We start from the raw sequence: 18,319 nt of genomic DNA, 5'->3' as shown, positions 1-18,319 counted from the left end.
CACTGGTCGTTCAGGATTCGAGATCTACGGTCGGGAACCAGTCGTTCTGGTTTGGAGAACGTCGATCTCCGGCCATGGCCGCAGCGCACGGTTCGCCATGGCAGGCGTCGCGACGTCCTCGTGTCTTGGGTCCGACCGGACCCCGCTATTCGCCCCGTCCAAGCCGGAGACTGTGGCTGGGCTACTCGCAGCGACCCGCCTCGCGACGACCACACTCGCTGCGACGACACCGCAACACAAGACGGCGCTCGAGGCCGCGATGGCGATGGCGGTGCCGAAGACGAACGCGGCCACGATGCAACCGGCGAGCTGAGCGATGACCTGGACTAGCCGTGTCCAGAAGGCGGCCCGACTTTCGCCCTGCATCTTCAAGAAGACGTACACGCTCGCCATCCAAATGGCCGCCACCCCAGCCAGACCCTCGTAGGGCATCACCGCGACGGCCGAAACCCATGTGCTTCCCATGATTGCGGTGCCCCATGTATGCGGAACGGCGACTGCGGCGGCAGTTGCGACCGCGATCAGGCCGGAGGAGATCCAGGACATCTTGACGAGGATTTGCCACTGGCGTTGGGCCGTTGTCATCTCTCGGCGGGCATGTGGCACCAAGACGAGTGGCAACGCCGAGAACAGTAGGGCAATGGGGCCAAACAATGCGGCGGCTCCCCGAAGCGTGCCGGCTACGGAGGAGTCGAGAATCAAGGTCACGGCGAACAGTACGGCGAGTGTGTACACGGGAGAAAGAGCATCTCCAGCCCCGTAATGGAGTCGGGCCCTGGCGTAGGTACCCCACCACGCTCGGATTCGGAAGAATCTCGGCCGAATTCCGACGGCACATGCAAGCACCAGTGCCGCCAACAGCCCACTCGTTCCCCACAGTGCGACCGCATACGATGCCGGAATACTCGCTCCGCCGATGTTCGCGAGAAATGCGGCACCTATGAGGATGGTCCACAGTCCGTCGGAAAGCACTGCAATGAAGGGCTTTTCGCATGCGATGGCCGCGAAACGCAAGACGTCCTGAACGAGGACAGCCGGAATTGCAGCTGCGAACACCACCGCAACCTGTGGCTCGCCGGCGATGATCCCCACGACGCCGACGGTGGCTCCGGCAACTGCCCCAGAACCCGCTGCCCAAGTCATCGCGTAGCCCGCCTCGGCGCGGATCTCGTCTATCGCCAGGTTGCTCACGAGGAGAACGGGCGCGCCTAAGGCGCCGCGATTGAAGGCCATCCATCCTGCACTGACGGCGACCAGCAAAGCAGTGATTCCAAACTCCGACAGTGACGCCGTCTGGGCAACGGTGAAGAGGAGCAAGGCATTGCTCACACTCGAAAGGAGCTGGTCGACGGTGGTGAGAAGAGCAACGCGTCGCGGAGTTTCGCCGGGCGTCCGAACACGCGGATCGCTGTCGGTCACTTGACCCCGATGCGGTGACGGATGTTCATCAGCTGCTATCTGATTGCCAAACGTGACGTTTCACGATGCCGCCGGGTGCGAACCTGCCATTGAATTCTCGGCGATCGCCTTAACTGGTCGATGCCGATTTACCGGATCGTCTCGGTAGTCGAAGAAGACCAGACCCAGAATGTTCGCACCGACGTTACGTGTTCGCGTTCGGCACTCGACGAGATCGCTCAGCGTCGAAAGCGCTGGGCCGCACACGATGGCGATGCCGTCAACGGTCGGGAGAATGCTCTCGGTGCCGAAATCCTCCAAGAGAGGCGTCGAGTCGACGACCACATAATCAAATTGGTCGGACAGCATTCGCAAAATTCGCCGGAACGCCTCGGATGAGAAGTAGTCGGCTGGGTGACCCGTTGATTTCGCGCCCGACCCCAGTATCGTCAGCGTTTTGACGCCGTCGACGCCTTGCGTCAACGTCTCTCCCAACGGCCTGCCGCGAAGGGCGTCTATGAGACCCGGGGAACCTTCTGATCCAGCCCACTTCGTGATGTTCGAGTCGTTCAGATTCGCATCGACGATGACAACGGAATTGCCGGCCCTGGCGAGAAGCTTGCCGACGTTCATCGTCACCGTAGAGGTGCTCTCCGACGTACGGGCCCCTGTCACCAGCAATACGCGAATTGGCGGATCCTGCGCCAATAAGCGGGTACGAATGGTGCGATACCCCTCTTTTGAGCGATTCCCGGGGCCGACTACGGCCAGCAGTCGCGTCTCCAGGGCTGCCTCCGCGTCGACCTCATCGCGTACCTTGTCGTTCCTCGACTCTCGCCAGACGGCCAACAAGCAGCCGATGATCAGCCCGACGGCGACTGCTACGGAAACGTTGATCAGGGTGGTCGGGGCAACCGGCGAGGGGCCGACGGTTGCCTTCGTAACCTGGCGGATCTTCACCAGCGGCTCGCTGGCGGCGCCCGGCACCTCGAGCTTGGAAACGGCAGACTGCATCGACTGGGCAAGTGCATCTGCAAAGCGTTGCGCCAACGCCGGATTCGTATCCTCGACGGTGATGGTCATCAGGACTACCTGAGGGTTCACGTCGACGCTGACCCTTTTACGGGCTTCGTCCAACGACAAGTTCAAACCGACGGCGTCGGCTGCCGGCATCAACACGGCCTGTGTGTAGATGAGCTGGGCGTAGCTTCCGACGCGCTCGGTGGAGGAGGTCACCGAGTCGTAGGCCGACGAGGCGACGGTGCCGCCGGAGGTCAGATACAGCGTGGTCGTGGCGGCGTATACGGGCTTCTGGACGAGTGACGCAGCCAAGGCGACGAGTCCGAAAACGATTGCCGTACCCACGATCAGCATCCAGGCCTTCGTAAGCACGGCAAAGATGGAGCGCGGCGCGGGACGCCTCGACTTGCTCGCCATGCGTGCACGACCCCCTGTCGCCGACGTTTGACCAAGTAGTCAAACGCTTCGATGCAGCGCACCGGAACACATTGCGCGTCAACCCATGATGGGTGGGCCGTCACGCGCTCTCAGTCGCGGTGTAGCGCGTAGCAGCATTTCACACTTGGACGCCAGATCGACGGCGAATGCGTTAGAAATCCTTCGGCGTGAAAGTCGATGTGAGAGAACGAGGCGGGTCACGCGCGTGCCGGCGGCCAACGTTGTGTAAGTCCACGCGCGGATCGGGAAATATCCGGCTCGTTCAACTTCACGAACATTGATTTCACTTGGTTGTATCGTTGCGCGCGGTGTCAAGTTTTTCGCGAATCGCAAAGGGGAAACGCGATGGCAGAGGCGCGGCGCGGCGTAAACTTCGTGGCCAAGGTGGTCTTGGCCATCGGTGCACTTGCCCTGGTTGGCGGTTTGGTATGGGTGATTGCCATTCGCGATCGGATAAGCGCGCCAGCCCCCGAGGCGATTTCCCTGGAGGACAATCGGGCGCCGTCGGTTGTTTTGGAACCGGGTTCACCCCCAGGGAAGACGTTCGCTGTCGTCGGCGACGATTACGCTCTCGGCGACGGAGCGGGGTGGGCCCGGGGATGGGTGCTTCGACTGAGCGAGCAAATGTGCTGGCGGCTTGCGACCACGTCGATGGAACCCGGGACTGGCTTCGTTGCTGCGCTTCGGCCTGGCGTAACCGCATATCCGTTGCGATTGGACGCATTCGACGTCGACGACGCGGACTACATCTTGGTCGAAGGCGGTGCCAACGACTTCCTCGCGACCTCGGAGGAGATAACCGCCGCCTCCGACGCGACTTTCAAGGCCTTGCGTGGCAAGAACGCGAACGCGACGATCGTGGCCATCGGGCCACTCGTAGTTCCGCGTCGGGCGGAGTCCGGTGAATACGGGCGAGTGTCCGGCGCCATCGCCGCAGCGGCGCAGCAAAATGGTGTGCTGTACGTCGATCCAGTGGCTGAGCAGTGGCTCAGCGACGAGTCACTGTTCTTTGGCGTCGTGCCAAACTCCGACGGCTATGTCGAGTTCGCTCGGCGGCTCAAGAGTGATCTCGAGCAGGCCGGGCTCACTGCCAGTTGCGGACCGACTGGCTAAGCTGGCCGGCCGTAGTCGCGTACGGCGGCGCTGTTCACAGCGGGGTGTACCGGAACCAGTCGACGAGCATGGTCGCGGGAAACGTGGTCCGCGCGTCTGGCGTTCCGATGTAGGCGTTACCGACCGCTATGTTCAGGATTGCGAACATCGGCTCGTTGAATACCCATTGGGCGCCCGGTGGTAAGGAAGCCGGCGTGTATTCGGCCAATGGAGTGTCGTCGACACCTAATTGGATGAAATCCGGACGCCAATTTGCCCAGTAGGTATGAAAGCCGTCAGTCAACGGCATGTCGTCGGATGACCGCTTCGCTGTCGTCAATACGTAGCCGCTAGGCTCCGGCGGGGACACCGGGCCATGTATCCCCGCGTAGAAATGCGATTCATCGGAAACCATGTCGACGATGTCGATTTCGCCGCATTGAGGCCACGACACTTCGAAGAAATTGGTACCCAGCATCCAGAATGCCGGCCAAATCGCAAAGGTCGAGGGTAATTTGATACGTGCCTCTACCCGGCCGTAAAGCATGTCCACCTTGCCAAAGGTGACGATTCGCCCGGAGGTATATCCGGTCGGGGTGGCCTGAGCTTCGATGACGAGGTGTCCCTGCCCGTCAAGGCGGACGTTGGACGGCGACACCGTATTGTTTTCGAGGGCGCCGATACCGGCCGTGGGTCCTGGTGCAGCGTCCCAAAATTGAGCGTTCGGCGCAGACCCTGCGGGCCCGAGGAAGTCGTCGAAAACCGCACCGGACGTAGCCGAGAGTCGCACTGGGTTCGACACCCGGGCGGGAATCGTGTTGATGGTGAGCGCTATGGTCAGAAAGACCGGACAGACGCCTCGCAGAAGCGCGGACCTGGCGGTTCGGGATTTCGTCCGCATCCTTCGCGTCCTCGCATCTCCGGGAGCCAAGCCTCGTTCGCAGACTATCAGCGAGGTATGACCGTCGACCAGCAAACGAACAATCTCATTCACTCGCGGGTGCATGACGACCTGCTCGAACGTCCTTGCCGTCGTGGGGAACACGATGCACGGCCGTCGTCGTCCTAGTTTTCGAGACCTGCAGCCAGTTCGAGGAATCTCGCTACTCTGACCGAATGCGAGTGCTGCAAGTGACCGGCACGCTCAATCCTGCCTACGGCGGCCCGCCGGTGGTGCTGAACCAAATAACCGTTGGTTTGAGCAAGTTCGGGCACGCGGTCGACATCGCCGTGTCAGATCCATCTGACGCGGAATGGCTGTCCGACGTGCCCGGTCGCACGTTCGCCCTCGGTACCGGGACCGGACGGTACGGCTATTCGAAGAAGCTTCGGAGGTGGCTTCGAACTCATGCAGGCGACTATGACGCGGTTGTGGTGCATGGCATTTGGCAGTATCACAGTAAAGCCGTGCGGAGCGCCTGTCGCGCCGCCAACGTGCCGTTCTTCGTCTTCGTGCACGGCGCTCTCGACCCGTGGTTCGAAAGGCGATATCCCGCCAAGCACGTCAAGAAGTCGGTGTATTGGCGCCTAATCGAACATCGCGTACTGCGAGACGCGCGCTCGGTGTTGTTCACCCGCGAAGAGGAGCGACAACTCGCACGCACGTCGTTCTCGCCGTATCGCGCCGTCGAGTCAATCGTCGACCTCGGCGTACACGAGCCGCCGGACGACTCGGCGCTGCAATGCGCTGCGTTCCTCGCTGCGTTCCCCGAATTGGAGGGCAAGCAGTTCGTGCTCTTCTTGAGCAGAATTCACCCCAAGAAGGGTTGCGACCTCCTCATTCGGGCGTTCGCAGCTGTATGCAGCCACAGTCCAGATCTTCGCTTGGTAATGGCAGGGCCCGACGAAGCGGAGACACGCGTGGAATTGGAGGCGCTCGGCGAGGAACTCGGAATCTCCGACCGCGTCGTCTGGACCGGGATGCTCAACGGCGCGGCGAAGTGGGGCGCGTATCGCGCCGCAGACGTCTTTGCGTTGACGTCCCACTCAGAGAACTTCGGTGTCGTCATTCCCGAGGCTCTCGCGTGCGGGCTGCCGGTCCTGATTACCGACAGGGTCAACATCTGGCGCGAAATAGACGATGCCGGAGCAGGTTTCGTCGACCGCGACACCGTGGACGGCGCCACTTCGCTATTGCGGAGATGGTTGGCGTTGGGGCCAGTGGAACGGGACGACATGCGGGTTCGGGCCCGATCATGTTTTGCCGACGTATTCGACGAGGACCGGTCGGCGGCCAAGTTCGTCACGATGCTCTCGCACGCGATCGCGTCCTGAGCCCCGAATTCGACGTCAGTCGTTATCGTCCCAGACAGGGACACGAGGTGTAACTTCCCGTGTCAGCAGATCGCGATTGGTTTCCATGTTGGTGGCGGCGAACGCGACTGGTGGGTGGGATTTGACTCCGTGACGGGTGGAAATCATCGACTACGCGACAGATCGTGACGGTTGAGGTGCAACGACTCAGGAAGTTGCTCGTAATACTTGGATCAGGGCACGGTCCGTGGATTCGGGCACTCATCCGCGGAACGCCGGCAGGCGTCGAGCACGGATCGGTACTGAATTCGATCGATTGTCGAACTGTCGTCGACGTCGGCGCCAACCGAGGACAGTTTGCCCTTGCCGCACGTCGTCGGTGGCCAACCGCAACGGTGATTTCCTTCGAACCCCTCGAGGGGCCTGCGGCGAAGTTCCGAAGGGTGTTCGCGAACGACCGTCTCGTCACTCTGCACGTGGCGGCCATCGGCCCCACGGCGGAGAGCGCCACCATGCATCTTTCCAAGAGAGACGACTCGTCATCCCTTTTGGCAATCACCGCACTTCAGGACGAAGTCTTCCCTGGAACGAAAGAAGTTGGGACGACCCGCGTGCGGGTAGCTCCGTTGACGGACTTCTTGAGCAAGGACGCAATCGTCGGCCCTGCTCTACTCAAGATCGACGTTCAGGGATACGAGTTGAATGTGCTTCGCGGATGCGAACCGCTATTGCCGACGTTCTTCGCAATCTATTGCGAGTGTTCGTTTCTCGAGCTGTACGCGGGCCAAGATCCGGCTGCCGCCGTCGTCGACTGGCTCGCCCGGCGAAACTACGTCCTGACGGGGGTGTACAACGCGTCCTACGACGTCAACGGGCGTGCCGTCCAAGCCGACTTCCTCTTCGAGCGCAGTCTCGCAGAGCCGATTCCACCGCTCTCCGTCGACGTGGGATCTTGACGTCTCGACCGGTCCCGTCCAGTTGAAGACCGCCGTCGTTCACGTCGCGTAGGTCGATCAGCCTGCTACGGGGTTGGCGAGCCAGAGTTCGGAGACGGAGATGCCCACGCGTTCGAACAAGCCTCTGGTGAGGGGAAGTCCGAGCCCGATGACCGCAGACGGGTCGCCGTCGACGCCGTCGACGAACCAGCCGCCGAGGCCGTCGAGGGTGAATCCGCCCGCTACTGCGGTGGGTTCTCCAGTGCGTGCGTATGCCTCGAGGTCGGACGCCGACGGACGACCGAACCGGACGGTGGTCACGGCGTGCGCTGCCGCAGTGTGCTGAATTCGGTTGCCGCTGACGCGAAGGACGCAGTGGCCGGTGAACAACTCGCCCGTTCGACCGGCCATCGCGCGCCAGCCCTGAACCGCGGCGGCCGCGCTGGCCGGTTTACCCCAGAGCCGGCCGTCGCGGTAGAGCATCGAATCACACCCGATGACAACACAATCCGCACTCAACTCGGCGTCGAGGACGTGAGCGACGGCCTCTGCCTTGGCGGTCGCCAGGGCCGTCGTCGCGTCGCCGGGGCCGGCGTCGTCGGGAAGGGCAGCCAGCAAGGCGTCTTCGTCCACCCCGGAGACCAGCACGACGGGATCGATCCCTGCGCCACGCAGTATCTTCCGTCGGCCGGGAGATGCGGATGCCAGGACGACCCGCGTCGAACTCCCCACTAGCGCCGCAAGTGGGCGCGTTCCACCTGCGTGATCCGCTGCCAGCTGATCAGCGAGTAGCGCAGCTGGTCGACCGGAAGTCCCCACCGGTTCAGTTCCTGTGGGCCCGGCGCCGCTGCACCGCCGCCGCTGCCCGCCAGCACCGTCACCAGTGCGGCCAGGTCTTCGTCGGTGGGATTGCCCTTGAGGATCTTGATCTCGGGCACCGACGTCACGACCGGGGCGTCGATGGTCAGGTCGTCGGGGTCGGAGACCTCGGTGATGTCCACGTCTTGTGACACGAGTGGTCCGTTCGTTGGGGAAGGAGAGCGGATCAGAGCGGGATGTTGCCATGCTTCTTGGGCGGCAACTGCACGATCTTGCGTTCCAGCAGCCGCAACGCGGCAGAGATGTAGCCGCGGGTGTGCGACGGAGGGATGACCGCGTCGACGTAGCCCCGCTCGGCGGCCACGTACGGGTTGACGAGGGTGTCCTCGTAATCCTGCTGCAGCTCCAGGCGCAGGGAGTCGACGTCCTTGCCCTCCTTGGCCGCCTCCTTGAGCTGAGACCGGTAGACGAACCCGACGGCGCCCGAGGCGCCCATCACGGCGATCTGCGCCGTCGGCCATGCGACGTTGACGTCACAGCCCATGTCCTTGGAACCCATCACGCAGTACGCGCCGCCATAGGCCTTGCGGGTGATGACGGTGATCTTCGCGACGGTGGCCTCGCCGTAGGCGTACAGCAGCTTCGCGCCGCGCCGGATGATGCCGTTGAACTCCTGGTCGGTGCCGGGCAGGAAGCCCGGGACGTCGACCAACATGATGATCGGGATGTTGAAGCAGTCGCAGGTGCGAATGAACCGGGCGGCCTTCTCGGACGCGTTGATGTCGAGGCAACCGGCGAACACGGTGGGCTGGTTGGCCACGATGCCGACGGTGCGACCGTCGACCCGACCGAATCCGACGACGATGTTGCCCGCGTAGCCGGCCTGCACCTCGAGGAACTCGTCGTCGTCGAGGATGCGCGTGATGACCTCGTGCATGTCGTACGGCTGGTTGGGCGAGTCGGGGATGAGGGTGTCGAGTTCGAGGTCCTCGTCGGTGAGGTTGTCCTCGATGGCTCCGGGGTGCGGCGGCGCCGGGTAGCGCGGCGGCTCGGAGGCGCTGTTGGGGGGCAGGTAGCTGAGCAGGTCGCGGACGTAGTCGAAGGCGTCCTGCTCCCCGGAGGCGACGTAGTGCGCCGTACCCGACTTGGCCATGTGCGTGTGGGCACCGCCCAGCTCTTCCATGGTCACTTCTTCACCGGTGACCGTCTTGATGACGTCGGGCCCGGTGATGAACATCTGGCTGGTCTGGTCGACCATGATCACGAAGTCGGTCAGCGCGGGGGAGTAGACGTGCCCGCCTGCCGCGGCGCCCATGATCAGCGAGATCTGCGGGATGACGCCCGAGGCCAGGATGTTGTTGCGAAAGATCTTGCTGTACAAGCCAAGTGAAACGACGCCCTCTTGGATGCGGGCGCCCGCGCCGTCGTTGATGCCGATCAGGGGACGACCGGTCTTGAGGGCCAACTCCTGAACCTTGACGATCTTCTCGCCGTAGACCTCGCCGAGGCTGCCGCCGAAGACTGAGGCGTCCTGGCTGAAGATGCAGACGTCGCGGCCGTCGATGGTGCCGTAGCCGGTCACGACGCCGTCGCCGACGGGCCGGTTCTCCGCGAGCCCGAAGTTGGTGCTGCGGTGCTTGGCCAGCGCATCGAGTTCGACGAAGGTGCCCTCGTCCATCAGGGCGTGGATGCGTTCGCGAGCGGTCAGCTTGCCCTTGGCGTGTACCTTGTCGACGGCCGCCTCGCCCACCGGATGCAGCGTCTCCTCGGTGCGCTTGCGGAGGTCGGCAAGCTTGCCTGCGGAGGTGTGAATGTCGATCTCGGGTGAGGCGGCCGGGGCAGAAGGATCCGTAACGCTCGTCATGGTGCTTGATGGTAGCGGCACCAACACGACTTCTCTTAAACAGGTCTTAAAGACGTCGGTCGCGCGTCGCCCCTACCCGCGAGCGCTGAGCAGCGCCTCGTCAGATGGCAACTGTCATCGCGGCTCGGCCAGAGAGTTCGTCGAAGATCCAGCTGTACGTGCGGGCCAAGCCATCGGCGAGTCGGGTCGACGGTTCCCATCCGTAAAGCTGTCGGACGAGGGTGTTGTCGCTATTTCGACCGCGGACACCGAGCGGAGCGTCCAACAAGTAGTGCCGCTTCACCTTGATTCCGGCGAAGTCCTCGATGATGTCGACCATCTGATTGATGGTCACCAGCTCTGAGCTCCCTAGGTTGACGGGCTGGGCGTTGTCCGACGCCGCAAACCTGAGCGTGCCTTCGACACAATCGTCGACGTACATGAAGCTCCGGGTTTGTTCGCCGTCACCCCATATGTCGATCTCTTGCCTGCCGCTGAGCGCGGCCTCGGCCACCTTGCGGCACAGCGCGGCAGGGGCCTTCTCCCGGCCGCCGCGATACGTTCCGCGGGGACCGTAGACGTTGTGAAACCTTGCAATTCGGGTCTGCAGCCCGAAGTCCGCGAGGAAGTGCAGACACATGCGTTCACTGAACAGTTTCTCCCAGCCGTAGCCGTCTTCTGGCATCGCTGGGTAGGCGTCGGACTCCTTCAACGCGATGACGTCGGCACTGGTCTGCCTGTCCGCCGCGTAGACGCACGCCGAACTGGAGTAGAAGTAGCGGCTTACGTCCGCGTCACGTGAGGCCAGCAGCATGTGGGTGCTGATGAGCACCGACAACATGCAGTCGGCCTTGTGCGACTCGATGAAGCCCATGCCACCCATGTCTGCCGCCAGCATGTAGACGGTTTCCACGCCGCGGACCGCTTCCCGGCAATGGTCCAGTCGTGACAGGTCCAACTGTCTGGCGTCGAGGCCCTTGGGAATTTGATGCCACTCGTTTAGGGGCTTAATGTCGGCTCCCCGAACGCTGAACCCTTGGCTGCAAAGGGTTTTCGCGAGATGGCCTCCGATGAAGCCCCCCGCCCCGGCGACCAAGACGGAACCTCTAGCGAGGTCACTACTTGTTTCGACATGGTGATTCATGGCTGGTACTCCGCTCACGGGGTCTGGGTGACTGAGTACGTCAGACGTTAGCGAACATCTCGTACGAATAGTCCGAAACGGCGCGAATGCTTCAGACGTCTATTGATGGAGTTCTTCGCTGTCTCATGATTTCAGTCAGTGGTCGCGAGTTCGACCACGGGAACCCCGAGGGCCGCGACGGGCGGCGCAATCTCGGCGTAACACGAGCTTGTTGCGTATTTATGCCTGGCTCGAACATTCACTGGGAGGAAGCTGAAGGGTGGTTTGGCGTGGTCGAACCCAGATGAAGTTCAACTTATTAATTAGCTCATGGCGTCATCGGCGCTAGGGGTGGGCCCCGCCGGCGGACATGGCCGATACTGAAATGTGTTTGCTGATTGAAGCTCGACGCTACACCGCATCGTCCCGGTCGGTCGTCGGTGGCTACCCGTTGCGCTGTGCCGAAAGATTCGCCGTCAAGCCTGCGACGACCGTGTCGGCGTAGACGCCCCGCAGGGTGGTCGATGACGGGGCGCAAGCCGAGGGCCGTTCGTCGACGAGCGCTCTGCTTGGCACGGGGCGGATGCCTGCCCATTGGCCACGCCACGGGATCAGCCGTCAGGACAACGATTTTGGGCGGTGAACATTGTTTTCGTTACGCATCGGGTTACCGAGGCATATCGTTTGCGGAGCGCTCGGTCTCGCTAGTTTGGTGCCCGCTTGAGCTGGGCCGAGCCACCAATGCGGGTGGTGGCCCGCAGCACGATTGGTTGCGGAGGTCCGGTATGAGACTGGTCGTGCACGACTATTCAGGTCATCCAGGTCAAATCCGTCTCAGTCGCGAACTGGCGCGTCGCGGGCACCACGTGCAACATCAGTTCTGCGGTTCGTTCGTCACCGGTCAAGGCGCAACCCAGCGCCGTGCAGGCGATCCCGAATCGTTCACCATCCTCCCGATCCACCTACGGAGCCAGTTCCGGCGCTACTCGCCAATCGTGCGGGTTTGCCAAGAAATCCAATATGGAGTGAAGGCGACTCGTGCGTTGTTGGGGCACAGTCCCGATCTCGTAGTGCTGTCAAATGTGCCGCTCTTGTCGCTGCTGATGATGTCGACGGCTCTCGGAATGTGTGGCGTCGGCTACGTCTTTTGGCAGCAGGACGTTTACAGCGAGGCGATCGACGCAATCGCGCGCAGAAGGCTTGGGCGCATTGGCGGCGTCATCGGTTGGCTGGCGGCTCGTTGCGAGCGGCACGTCGCGCGCAGCGCCGCTGCGGTCGTGCCGATAAGCGGCGCGTTCGTCGACGAGCTCGACGGTTGGGGCGTGCACAGCCGCGCCATTCACGTCATTCCGAACTGGGCGGCTATCGACGAAATGCCACTGCGGCACAAGGACAACGCTTGGGCAAGGGCGCACCAGCTGACCGACGTTCCAGTGGTGATGTACGCCGGGACACTCGGGTGGAAGCACGACCCCGCCGCCATCGCCGACCTCGCCAGAAGCCTGCCCTCGGAGACTCGAGTGCTCGTGGTGTCGCAAGGCAAGGGACGCGAGTGGCTCGAGGAAAGAGCCGGCGGCATCTCCAACCTCACGCTAGTCGACTATCAGCCCTACGAGCAGTTACCGGACGTGCTGGCCACTGCCGACGTTCTGCTCGTACTGCTGGAGCGAGATGCGAGTCGATACTCCGTTCCGTCGAAGGTGCTGAATTACCTGTGCGCCGGCCGCTCGATCTTGGCGCTGTTGCCCGAGGAGAACGCGGTGTCGGACACGATTGCAGCTGCGGGAGCCGGATTGGTCGTCGCGCCGGGCGATCTTGAATCCGCGACGGCCGCTCTCGGCGACCTCCTCTCGGATCCGTCGAGACGGCAAAGGATGGGAATCGACGCACGCAACTATGCCGAGCGCAACTTTGACATCGTGAACGTCGGTGACCGTTTCGACACGGTCTTCAGCCAGAGTATTTCTCTGGCACGCCGCTCTGGGCGGTTCACCCGATTCATACTGGGCGGGCGGTCTTGCGCTTCTTGACGTTCGACCTTAGGTGGGATCTGCCACGACTTCGAGCCACATCGACGTGGGATACGCCCCAATGCGATCTTTCTCGGCGAGTCCACGATCAGTCTTCATCGGTGACGAGTACGTCGGAAGGACCATCTGTACCCGCTCGAGGGCTTGATCATGAAGTAATGCGCATCCAAGTCGAATTTCAAACCGAGAATTGTCGGTGAGGAAAGCCTGCAGCAGCACACTTTCGTTCCAGAAGAAAAGGTCGCTCGACAGCACGGACGGCGCGTAGTCGTACGGCATCGTGACGTCGTGAAAGTGAACGAGGCTGCCTTTGCGGAGTCTCGGAAGAACCTCCAGGATGACGTAGTTGACGTCACTTCCCACTGAGACGGTGTGGGTCGAATCTATGAAGAGAACGTCGCCCGCGCCGAGATCGGCCAATTCGTCGGCAGGAATGTCCTGAACGGGAGTCTCGCGGAGCTTGATCTTTCCCACCCGGTCCATAGCGGTCAGGAAATTCGTCGGATACGGGTCGACACACGTAATTTCGATGTCGATTCCAGCGTCTTCGGCTGCCTTCAGCGCGACCCACGTTGACGCGCCGGCACCAATTTGGACCAGCCGACGGGGTGCCAGTCTTCGAATGAGGCAATACAAGAGATCCGACTCGACTGGCCCATAACCCACGGCACCGTTGGCGACGGCGGCACGCTGGTGCAGACGCAGCGCGGGCAGAGTGGCCGTAAGACTTGGCGCACAAATATTCTCTAACCATTCCAGTTGTTCACCGACGTCGGTTCCCCGGATGCCCCTCAGCGAGTACGGTCGCTGCCACTTGCGGTCACCTTGCAGGTGTGGAATGTCGGGGACTTGGCTGTAGAAATGGCGGGGGAGTACGTCCACACCCACGCGCTGACCCATGACGAAGAGGGTGTGAAGTCGAAGCTTCGCCCAGTCCTTTGCCCACCGTTTCATGTCGGTCGGTGACATCGCCACTCCCAGAGTCTCTCAGATCGAGGCCGTGCTGATCGGGATCTTCGCGTAGGACGACTTCGAGGCCGACGTGGCGTTGCGGCGCTTGGCCAGCGCGACAGACCGACCGAACGTCCGGAGGTGGGCAAACTAAGGTCACTACGGACAGATCCCGTCGAGCGTGCAACTATTCATCGCAGCTAATCTCGATCATGCGTTTCTGACGCGGTTGTTCGAAGTCACGACGGAGGTACCACGAATGGCATCGGTCTCGGGTGAGTCCGGCGCTCCGAAGCGAGCGCTGATCACCGGTATCACCGGGCAGGACGGCATCTATTTGTCGGAGTTGCTCTTGTCCAAGGGTTACGAGGTCTACGGGTTGCTGCGGGGGCAGAACAACCCCAAGGCGGCAATGCTGGAGGAAGTCCTCCCGAGCGTTCACGTCATCGCCGGCGACCTATTGGACATGTCCAGCTTGATGCGCGCGATGACGATTGCGCAGCCCGACGAGGTCTACAACCTCGGTGCGGTGTCGTTCGTTGCCTACTCTTGGCAAAATGCGCGCCTGACCACCGACGTCACGGCTGGCGGCGTGCTGAGCATGCTGGAATCGGTACGGCTGTACCAGGAAGTCTCCGGCAAGCGGGTCCGGTTCTACCAGGCGTCGAGTTCGGAGATGTTCGGCAAGGTGCAGCACGTTCCGCAGACCGAGTCGACGCTGTTGTGGCCGCGGTCGCCGTACGGCGTGGCCAAGGTGTACGGGCATTACCTGACGATCAACTACCGCGAGTCCTACGACATGCATGCCAGCTCGGGAATTCTCTTCAACCACGAATCACCGCGCCGCGGCGTCGAATTCGTCACGCGCAAGGTGTCCCGTGCGGTCGCACGGATATCGCTGGGCCTGCAGGACACCCTCACCCTCGGCAACATCGACGCCGAGCGTGACTGGGGTTTCGCCGGCGACTACGTCGAAGCCATGTACCTGATGCTCCAGCAGGACGTCGCCGACGACTACGTGATCGCCACCGGGGAGACGCATTCGATCTCCGAGCTTCTCGACGTCGCCTTCGCGACGGTCGGGATCGACGATTGGAAGCCGTACGTGCAGACCGACACGGCGCTGTTGCGGCCGGCCGAGGTCGACCAGTTGATTGGCGATGCGACGAAGGCGCGCAACGCCTTTGGGTGGGAACCCAAGGTGACGTTCAAAGACCTCGTCGAGATGATGGTGAACAACGACCTCGCCCTGCAGTCGCGCGACGCAGGCCACGCCGCGCCGTGAGGCGTTGATGCAGTCGGACCGCCAGCACATGAAGGTCGCACTGGTCACCGGCGTCACCGGCCAAGATGGCTACTACCTGTCGCGGCTGCTGAGCGACTCCGGGGTCGCCGTTCACGGAGTCGTCGGCCCCAACGAGGGGCCACAGTCGGTCGCGCTGGCAGAAGTCACGGCGCACGCCACCAACCTCACCGACGGCGACGCCGTGCTCGACCTGGTGACCACGGTGTCGCCCGACTACGTCTTCCACCTGGCGGGAGTCTCGTCGGTGGCGCTGTCGTGGGACCGGCCGGTGTACACGGCCGACGTGAACGCCGTCGCCACTACCGCATTGCTCGACGCCTGCCTCAAGGTGCAGAACGCCACGGGCCGCAGCATCGCCGTGGTGAACGCCTCCAGTGCGGAGATCTTTGCCGGGTCGGCAGGCTCGCGGCAGACCGAGGACACGCCCGTTCGACCGACGTCCCCCTACGGGGTGTCCAAGGCGATGGGCCACATGATGTGCCACGTCTACCGAGACAGGGGATTGCAGGCGTCCAATGCCATCCTCTTCAATCACGAATCTCCGCGACGGCCAACGTCTTTCGTGACACGAAAGATAACCGCCGCCGTGGCAGCGATTTTCCGGGGTGAGCAGAACTCGGTCAAACTTGGGAACATCGCGGTGCGGCGGGACTGGGGCTGGGCACCGGACTACGTCGACGCGATGTTCCGCATGGCCACGCACGGAACGGGGGACGACTTCGTGGTTGCGACGGGTGTCGACCACTCCATCGCCGACTTCGCCGCCGCCGCATTTGCCTCCGTTGGCATCACGGACTGGCAGTCGAAGGTGGACGTCGACGCCGACCTGATTCGGCCGGCGGACATCGACGTGATGGTCGGAGATGCGACCAAGGCCGCAACCGTGCTGGACTGGCGCACGACGAAGTCCTTCGACCAGATCGTGGCGGCCATGGTCGAGTTCGACTTGGGACCGGAGCGGCCCTCGTGAGCACAGACCTTTCGCAGACCCGCCTGGTCTACATCGCGCCGCGGGTCGGCATCGGTGGCGTCGGGGACTTCGCGGAGGCGTTCGTCGACGCCGTGCGGTCGCACTTCGCCGACGTCGTCGAGTATCGCCACGGCGGCCCCGGCGACGACAGCGTGTCCGACCTGCGTCGGCACAGCGCCGCGATCCGCAAGTTGGTGGCAGACGCGCCGGGCGGGCGAGTGCTGGTGCATGCCGAACTGAGTGGCGGGGCCGTGGTCCCGTTCTGGGCGACCGCGAAACTGCCCGAACACGTCCCGGTGACGGCCACCATTCACGACCCGCCGCACCCGATCTGGTGGCCAGCCCGGACACGGTTCATGGCCCAGCACTGGCTTGTCAACCACGCCGTGCACTTCCCCTTCCGCAGGGTGTCCTACGCCGTCCAGCGAAAGTGGCTTCGAGCGACCACGTTGTTCGTGCTGACCGAAAGCGGCGCGACGTCCATCCGGCCGGCCTATCCGCACGCTCGAGTGGTCCGGGTCCCGCACCAGGTCGCCGACCGGCCCGACATCCGGCCGCCGGAGCAGCGACCACTCGCGATTGGGCTCTTCGGTCTGGTCTACCGCGGCAAGGGATTCGAGCAGATTGGCGCCCTCAGGCAACTCCTGCCACCGGAGATTGCCATTCGCGTCGCAGGCCGCGGAACCGAGGACCTGCCTCGAATCGAGGGCATCGACATCGTCGGCGGCATCGAAGGTGACGCCGAGGACGCGTTCTTCGAGTCGGTTCGCGCGATCGTCATGCCCTATGGCAAGCGTTCGCCGTACGGGATGGGCTACCCCTCCTCGGCGGTGATGGCCCATGCCGTCGCGTACGGGACACCGGTCATCTGTACCGACCATGGGGCGCTCGGCGATCTGGGGGAGGACGAAGGCGTCGTCGTCTTGCGCGGGCTGTCTCACTCGCCGGAGGAGGTCGCCGCTGCGTTCGCGGACGCAGTGACGGCCCTGGTCAACGACGACGCCAAGCTGGCGACCTTGGGTGACGAGGTGCTCGTCCAGCGGAAGGCACGTTCGGCCGTGGAGATCGCCAAGGCGTACACCACCGTGTGGTCGGAATTGCTCGAGAGTTCAAGATGACCGGCTGACTGCTCCCGGACGTTACGGGGGGCAGCCACGAAGACGGGAGCAAGCACAGTGTTCGTCGAACCCCAGCGGTCCGATCCAGAGGTCCTCGCCAAGAAGCGCGCGGTGAATCCCAATGTTCGGACGCCCGGCCTGATGGAGTGGATCACCGACGACGACGGGCGGATCGTCAACTTCCGCATCGCCGGCGAAACGGTCTGGTCGAGGTTCGTCGACCTCTACTCCGCCTGGTTCTTCAACAACTTCGTCACCTACATTCCCCTGCACTTCGTCCGGCAGGCCTATCTCCGCGCGTTCGGCGCGTCGATCGGCAAGGACACGGCGATCAACAGGGGAACCAACGTCTGGTCCATCCGATTGATCGTCATCGGCGACCGGGTGTCAATCGGGTTCCGATGCTTGCTGGACGCCAGGGCGGGGATTGCCATCGGTGACGACGTGATCATCGCCAGCGACACCCACATGATCGCGGGTGGCCACGACATCAACCATCCCGACTTTCCGCCGGCGCCAAATCCACCCGACCCCATCGTCATCGACCACCACGTCTGGATCGCGAGCCGCGCGATGATCCTGCCGTGCCTCATCGGCAGTGGTGCAGTGGTCGCCGCGCATGCGGTGGTCGTCAACGACATACCCCCGCTCGGGATCGCCGGCGGCGTCCCCGCCAAGGTCATCGGCAAACGAAATCCGGACGCTCTGCGGTACAGCGGGAAGTTCAAGGTGCCGCTGTTCTGACACCTAAAGTGACAGCAGGGGACACGTTTCGATCGTTTTGCTGACGATCCGGTCACGAGTTGCCAGTCATTCTCTGGCAACCGGTGAGATTTCGGCAGCCGGTGTACAGTTGGCGGCGGCAACTCCCGTATGGCGGGTTGCCGCGACCCCCTGTCCCCCCCAGCACGCATGTTCAAGTGCCAAACATCGTGAGGATTACTGACGGTGCCCCGAGACCTCTTAGCGCGCACGTCAACGCGCCCTCGAGTGGCGATAGCGCACGACTACCTCACTCAGCTC

16 protein-coding genes are annotated in these 18,319 nt (G+C 63.0%); 8 read left to right on the top strand and 8 right to left on the bottom strand.

The window, feature by feature from the left end:
• Nucleotides 1-24: 24 nt before the first annotated feature.
• On the bottom strand, nt 25-1,191 hold the full coding sequence (locus ASD37_RS21515) for a hypothetical protein (RefSeq protein WP_156721013.1): 1,167 nt from the start codon (nt 1,189-1,191) through the stop codon (nt 25-27).
• Between the two features lie 288 nt (nt 1,192-1,479).
• Nucleotides 1,480-2,835 carry a polysaccharide biosynthesis tyrosine autokinase gene (locus ASD37_RS21510; protein ID WP_056556201.1) on the bottom strand — a complete coding sequence of 452 codons (1,356 nt, stop codon included), beginning with the start codon at nt 2,833-2,835 and terminating at the stop codon, nt 1,480-1,482.
• Nucleotides 2,836-3,201: 366 nt separating this feature from the next.
• Here ASD37_RS21510 and ASD37_RS32755 point away from each other — a divergent pair, with 366 nt between their 5' ends.
• Nucleotides 3,202-3,969, top strand: a complete 768-nt coding sequence (locus ASD37_RS32755; RefSeq protein WP_370073084.1) for an SGNH/GDSL hydrolase family protein — start codon at nt 3,202-3,204, stop codon at nt 3,967-3,969.
• A gap of 34 nt (nt 3,970-4,003) precedes the next feature.
• Here the strand turns inward: ASD37_RS32755 and ASD37_RS21500 are convergent, their stop codons facing one another.
• Entirely contained in the window at nt 4,004-4,849 is an 846-nt protein-coding gene (locus ASD37_RS21500) for a glycoside hydrolase family 16 protein (protein ID WP_082570369.1), read from the bottom strand.
• A 215-nt stretch (nt 4,850-5,064) separates the two neighbouring features.
• Between ASD37_RS21500 and ASD37_RS21495 the strand changes: the two genes are divergently transcribed.
• Together ASD37_RS21495 and ASD37_RS21490 are read left to right on the top strand one after the other, a co-directional pair.
• A complete protein-coding gene (locus ASD37_RS21495; RefSeq protein ID WP_056556192.1) occupies nt 5,065-6,222 on the top strand; it encodes a glycosyltransferase in 1,158 nt (385 codons plus the stop codon).
• A gap of 164 nt (nt 6,223-6,386) precedes the next feature.
• A complete protein-coding gene (locus tag ASD37_RS21490) occupies nt 6,387-7,157 on the top strand; it encodes an FkbM family methyltransferase (protein ID WP_200959958.1) in 771 nt (256 codons plus the stop codon).
• 57 nt (nt 7,158-7,214) lie between these two features.
• On the opposite strand, the gene ASD37_RS21485 is transcribed toward ASD37_RS21490, so the two are convergent.
• The 4 genes from ASD37_RS21485 to ASD37_RS21470 form a co-directional block, all read right to left on the bottom strand.
• Complete coding sequence (locus tag ASD37_RS21485; RefSeq protein WP_082570322.1) at nt 7,215-7,868, bottom strand: nucleoside triphosphate pyrophosphatase; 654 nt, start codon at nt 7,866-7,868, stop codon at nt 7,215-7,217.
• On the bottom strand, nt 7,868-8,149 hold the full coding sequence (locus tag ASD37_RS21480) for an acyl-CoA carboxylase subunit epsilon (protein WP_056556189.1): 282 nt from the start codon (nt 8,147-8,149) through the stop codon (nt 7,868-7,870). The genes ASD37_RS21485 and ASD37_RS21480 overlap by 1 nt, the downstream gene beginning before the upstream one ends.
• Before the next feature lie 32 nt (nt 8,150-8,181).
• A complete protein-coding gene (locus tag ASD37_RS21475) occupies nt 8,182-9,819 on the bottom strand; it encodes an acyl-CoA carboxylase subunit beta (RefSeq protein WP_056556186.1) in 1,638 nt (545 codons plus the stop codon).
• A gap of 100 nt (nt 9,820-9,919) precedes the next feature.
• Nucleotides 9,920-10,942, bottom strand: coding sequence for an NAD-dependent epimerase/dehydratase family protein (locus ASD37_RS21470; RefSeq protein ID WP_056557466.1), 1,023 nt, complete (start codon nt 10,940-10,942; stop codon nt 9,920-9,922).
• Between the two features lie 611 nt (nt 10,943-11,553).
• Between ASD37_RS21470 and ASD37_RS31120 the strand changes: the two genes are divergently transcribed.
• Entirely contained in the window at nt 11,554-12,951 is a 1,398-nt protein-coding gene (locus tag ASD37_RS31120) for a glycosyltransferase family 4 protein (protein WP_162253298.1), read from the top strand.
• A gap of 9 nt (nt 12,952-12,960) precedes the next feature.
• Here the strand turns inward: ASD37_RS31120 and ASD37_RS21460 are convergent, their stop codons facing one another.
• Nucleotides 12,961-13,920, bottom strand: a complete 960-nt coding sequence (locus tag ASD37_RS21460; protein WP_156721011.1) for a class I SAM-dependent methyltransferase — start codon at nt 13,918-13,920, stop codon at nt 12,961-12,963.
• Between the two features lie 241 nt (nt 13,921-14,161).
• Between ASD37_RS21460 and ASD37_RS21455 the strand changes: the two genes are divergently transcribed.
• The 4 genes from ASD37_RS21455 to ASD37_RS21440 are packed head-to-tail and all read left to right on the top strand — an operon-like array spanning nt 14,162 to nt 18,040.
• Complete coding sequence (locus ASD37_RS21455) at nt 14,162-15,187, top strand: GDP-mannose 4,6-dehydratase (protein ID WP_056556178.1); 1,026 nt, start codon at nt 14,162-14,164, stop codon at nt 15,185-15,187.
• A 28-nt stretch (nt 15,188-15,215) separates the two neighbouring features.
• Nucleotides 15,216-16,178 (top strand): GDP-mannose 4,6-dehydratase, encoded by a 963-nt coding sequence (locus ASD37_RS21450; protein WP_235568497.1) that lies wholly within the window; start codon nt 15,216-15,218, stop codon nt 16,176-16,178.
• Nucleotides 16,175-17,296, top strand: a complete 1,122-nt coding sequence (locus ASD37_RS21445; RefSeq protein ID WP_056556172.1) for a glycosyltransferase — start codon at nt 16,175-16,177, stop codon at nt 17,294-17,296. Before ASD37_RS21450 ends, ASD37_RS21445 begins: the two co-directional genes overlap by 4 nt.
• A 57-nt stretch (nt 17,297-17,353) precedes the next feature.
• Nucleotides 17,354-18,040 carry an acyltransferase gene (locus ASD37_RS21440; protein WP_056556170.1) on the top strand — a complete coding sequence of 229 codons (687 nt, stop codon included), beginning with the start codon at nt 17,354-17,356 and terminating at the stop codon, nt 18,038-18,040.
• Nucleotides 18,041-18,319 lie beyond the last annotated feature (279 nt).

The organism is Mycobacterium sp. Root135, assembly GCF_001426545.1.
Lineage (GTDB): Bacteria > Actinomycetota > Actinomycetes > Mycobacteriales > Mycobacteriaceae > Mycobacterium.
Note: the sequence above shows the minus strand (reverse complement) of the source record. Positions and strands in the feature narration are given on the sequence as shown.

What these genes read in the sequence shown, in the direction of transcription:
- ASD37_RS21455 (WP_056556178.1), top strand. Translation starts at nt 14,162, where the DNA reads ATGGCATCGGTCTCGGGTGAGTCCGGCGCTCCGAAGCGAGCGCTGATC.
- ASD37_RS21495 (WP_056556192.1), top strand. Translation starts at nt 5,065, where the DNA reads ATGCGAGTGCTGCAAGTGACCGGCACGCTCAATCCTGCCTACGGCGGC.
- ASD37_RS21475 (WP_056556186.1), bottom strand. Translation starts at nt 9,819, where the DNA reads ATGACGAGCGTTACGGATCCTTCTGCCCCGGCCGCCTCACCCGAGATC.
- ASD37_RS21450 (WP_235568497.1), top strand. Translation starts at nt 15,216, where the DNA reads ATGAAGGTCGCACTGGTCACCGGCGTCACCGGCCAAGATGGCTACTAC.
- ASD37_RS21500 (WP_082570369.1), bottom strand. Translation starts at nt 4,849, where the DNA reads ATGCGGACGAAATCCCGAACCGCCAGGTCCGCGCTTCTGCGAGGCGTC.
- ASD37_RS21460 (WP_156721011.1), bottom strand. Translation starts at nt 13,920, where the DNA reads ATGTCACCGACCGACATGAAACGGTGGGCAAAGGACTGGGCGAAGCTT.
- ASD37_RS32755 (WP_370073084.1), top strand. Translation starts at nt 3,202, where the DNA reads ATGGCAGAGGCGCGGCGCGGCGTAAACTTCGTGGCCAAGGTGGTCTTG.
- ASD37_RS21510 (WP_056556201.1), bottom strand. Translation starts at nt 2,835, where the DNA reads ATGGCGAGCAAGTCGAGGCGTCCCGCGCCGCGCTCCATCTTTGCCGTG.
- ASD37_RS21470 (WP_056557466.1), bottom strand. Translation starts at nt 10,942, where the DNA reads ATGAATCACCATGTCGAAACAAGTAGTGACCTCGCTAGAGGTTCCGTC.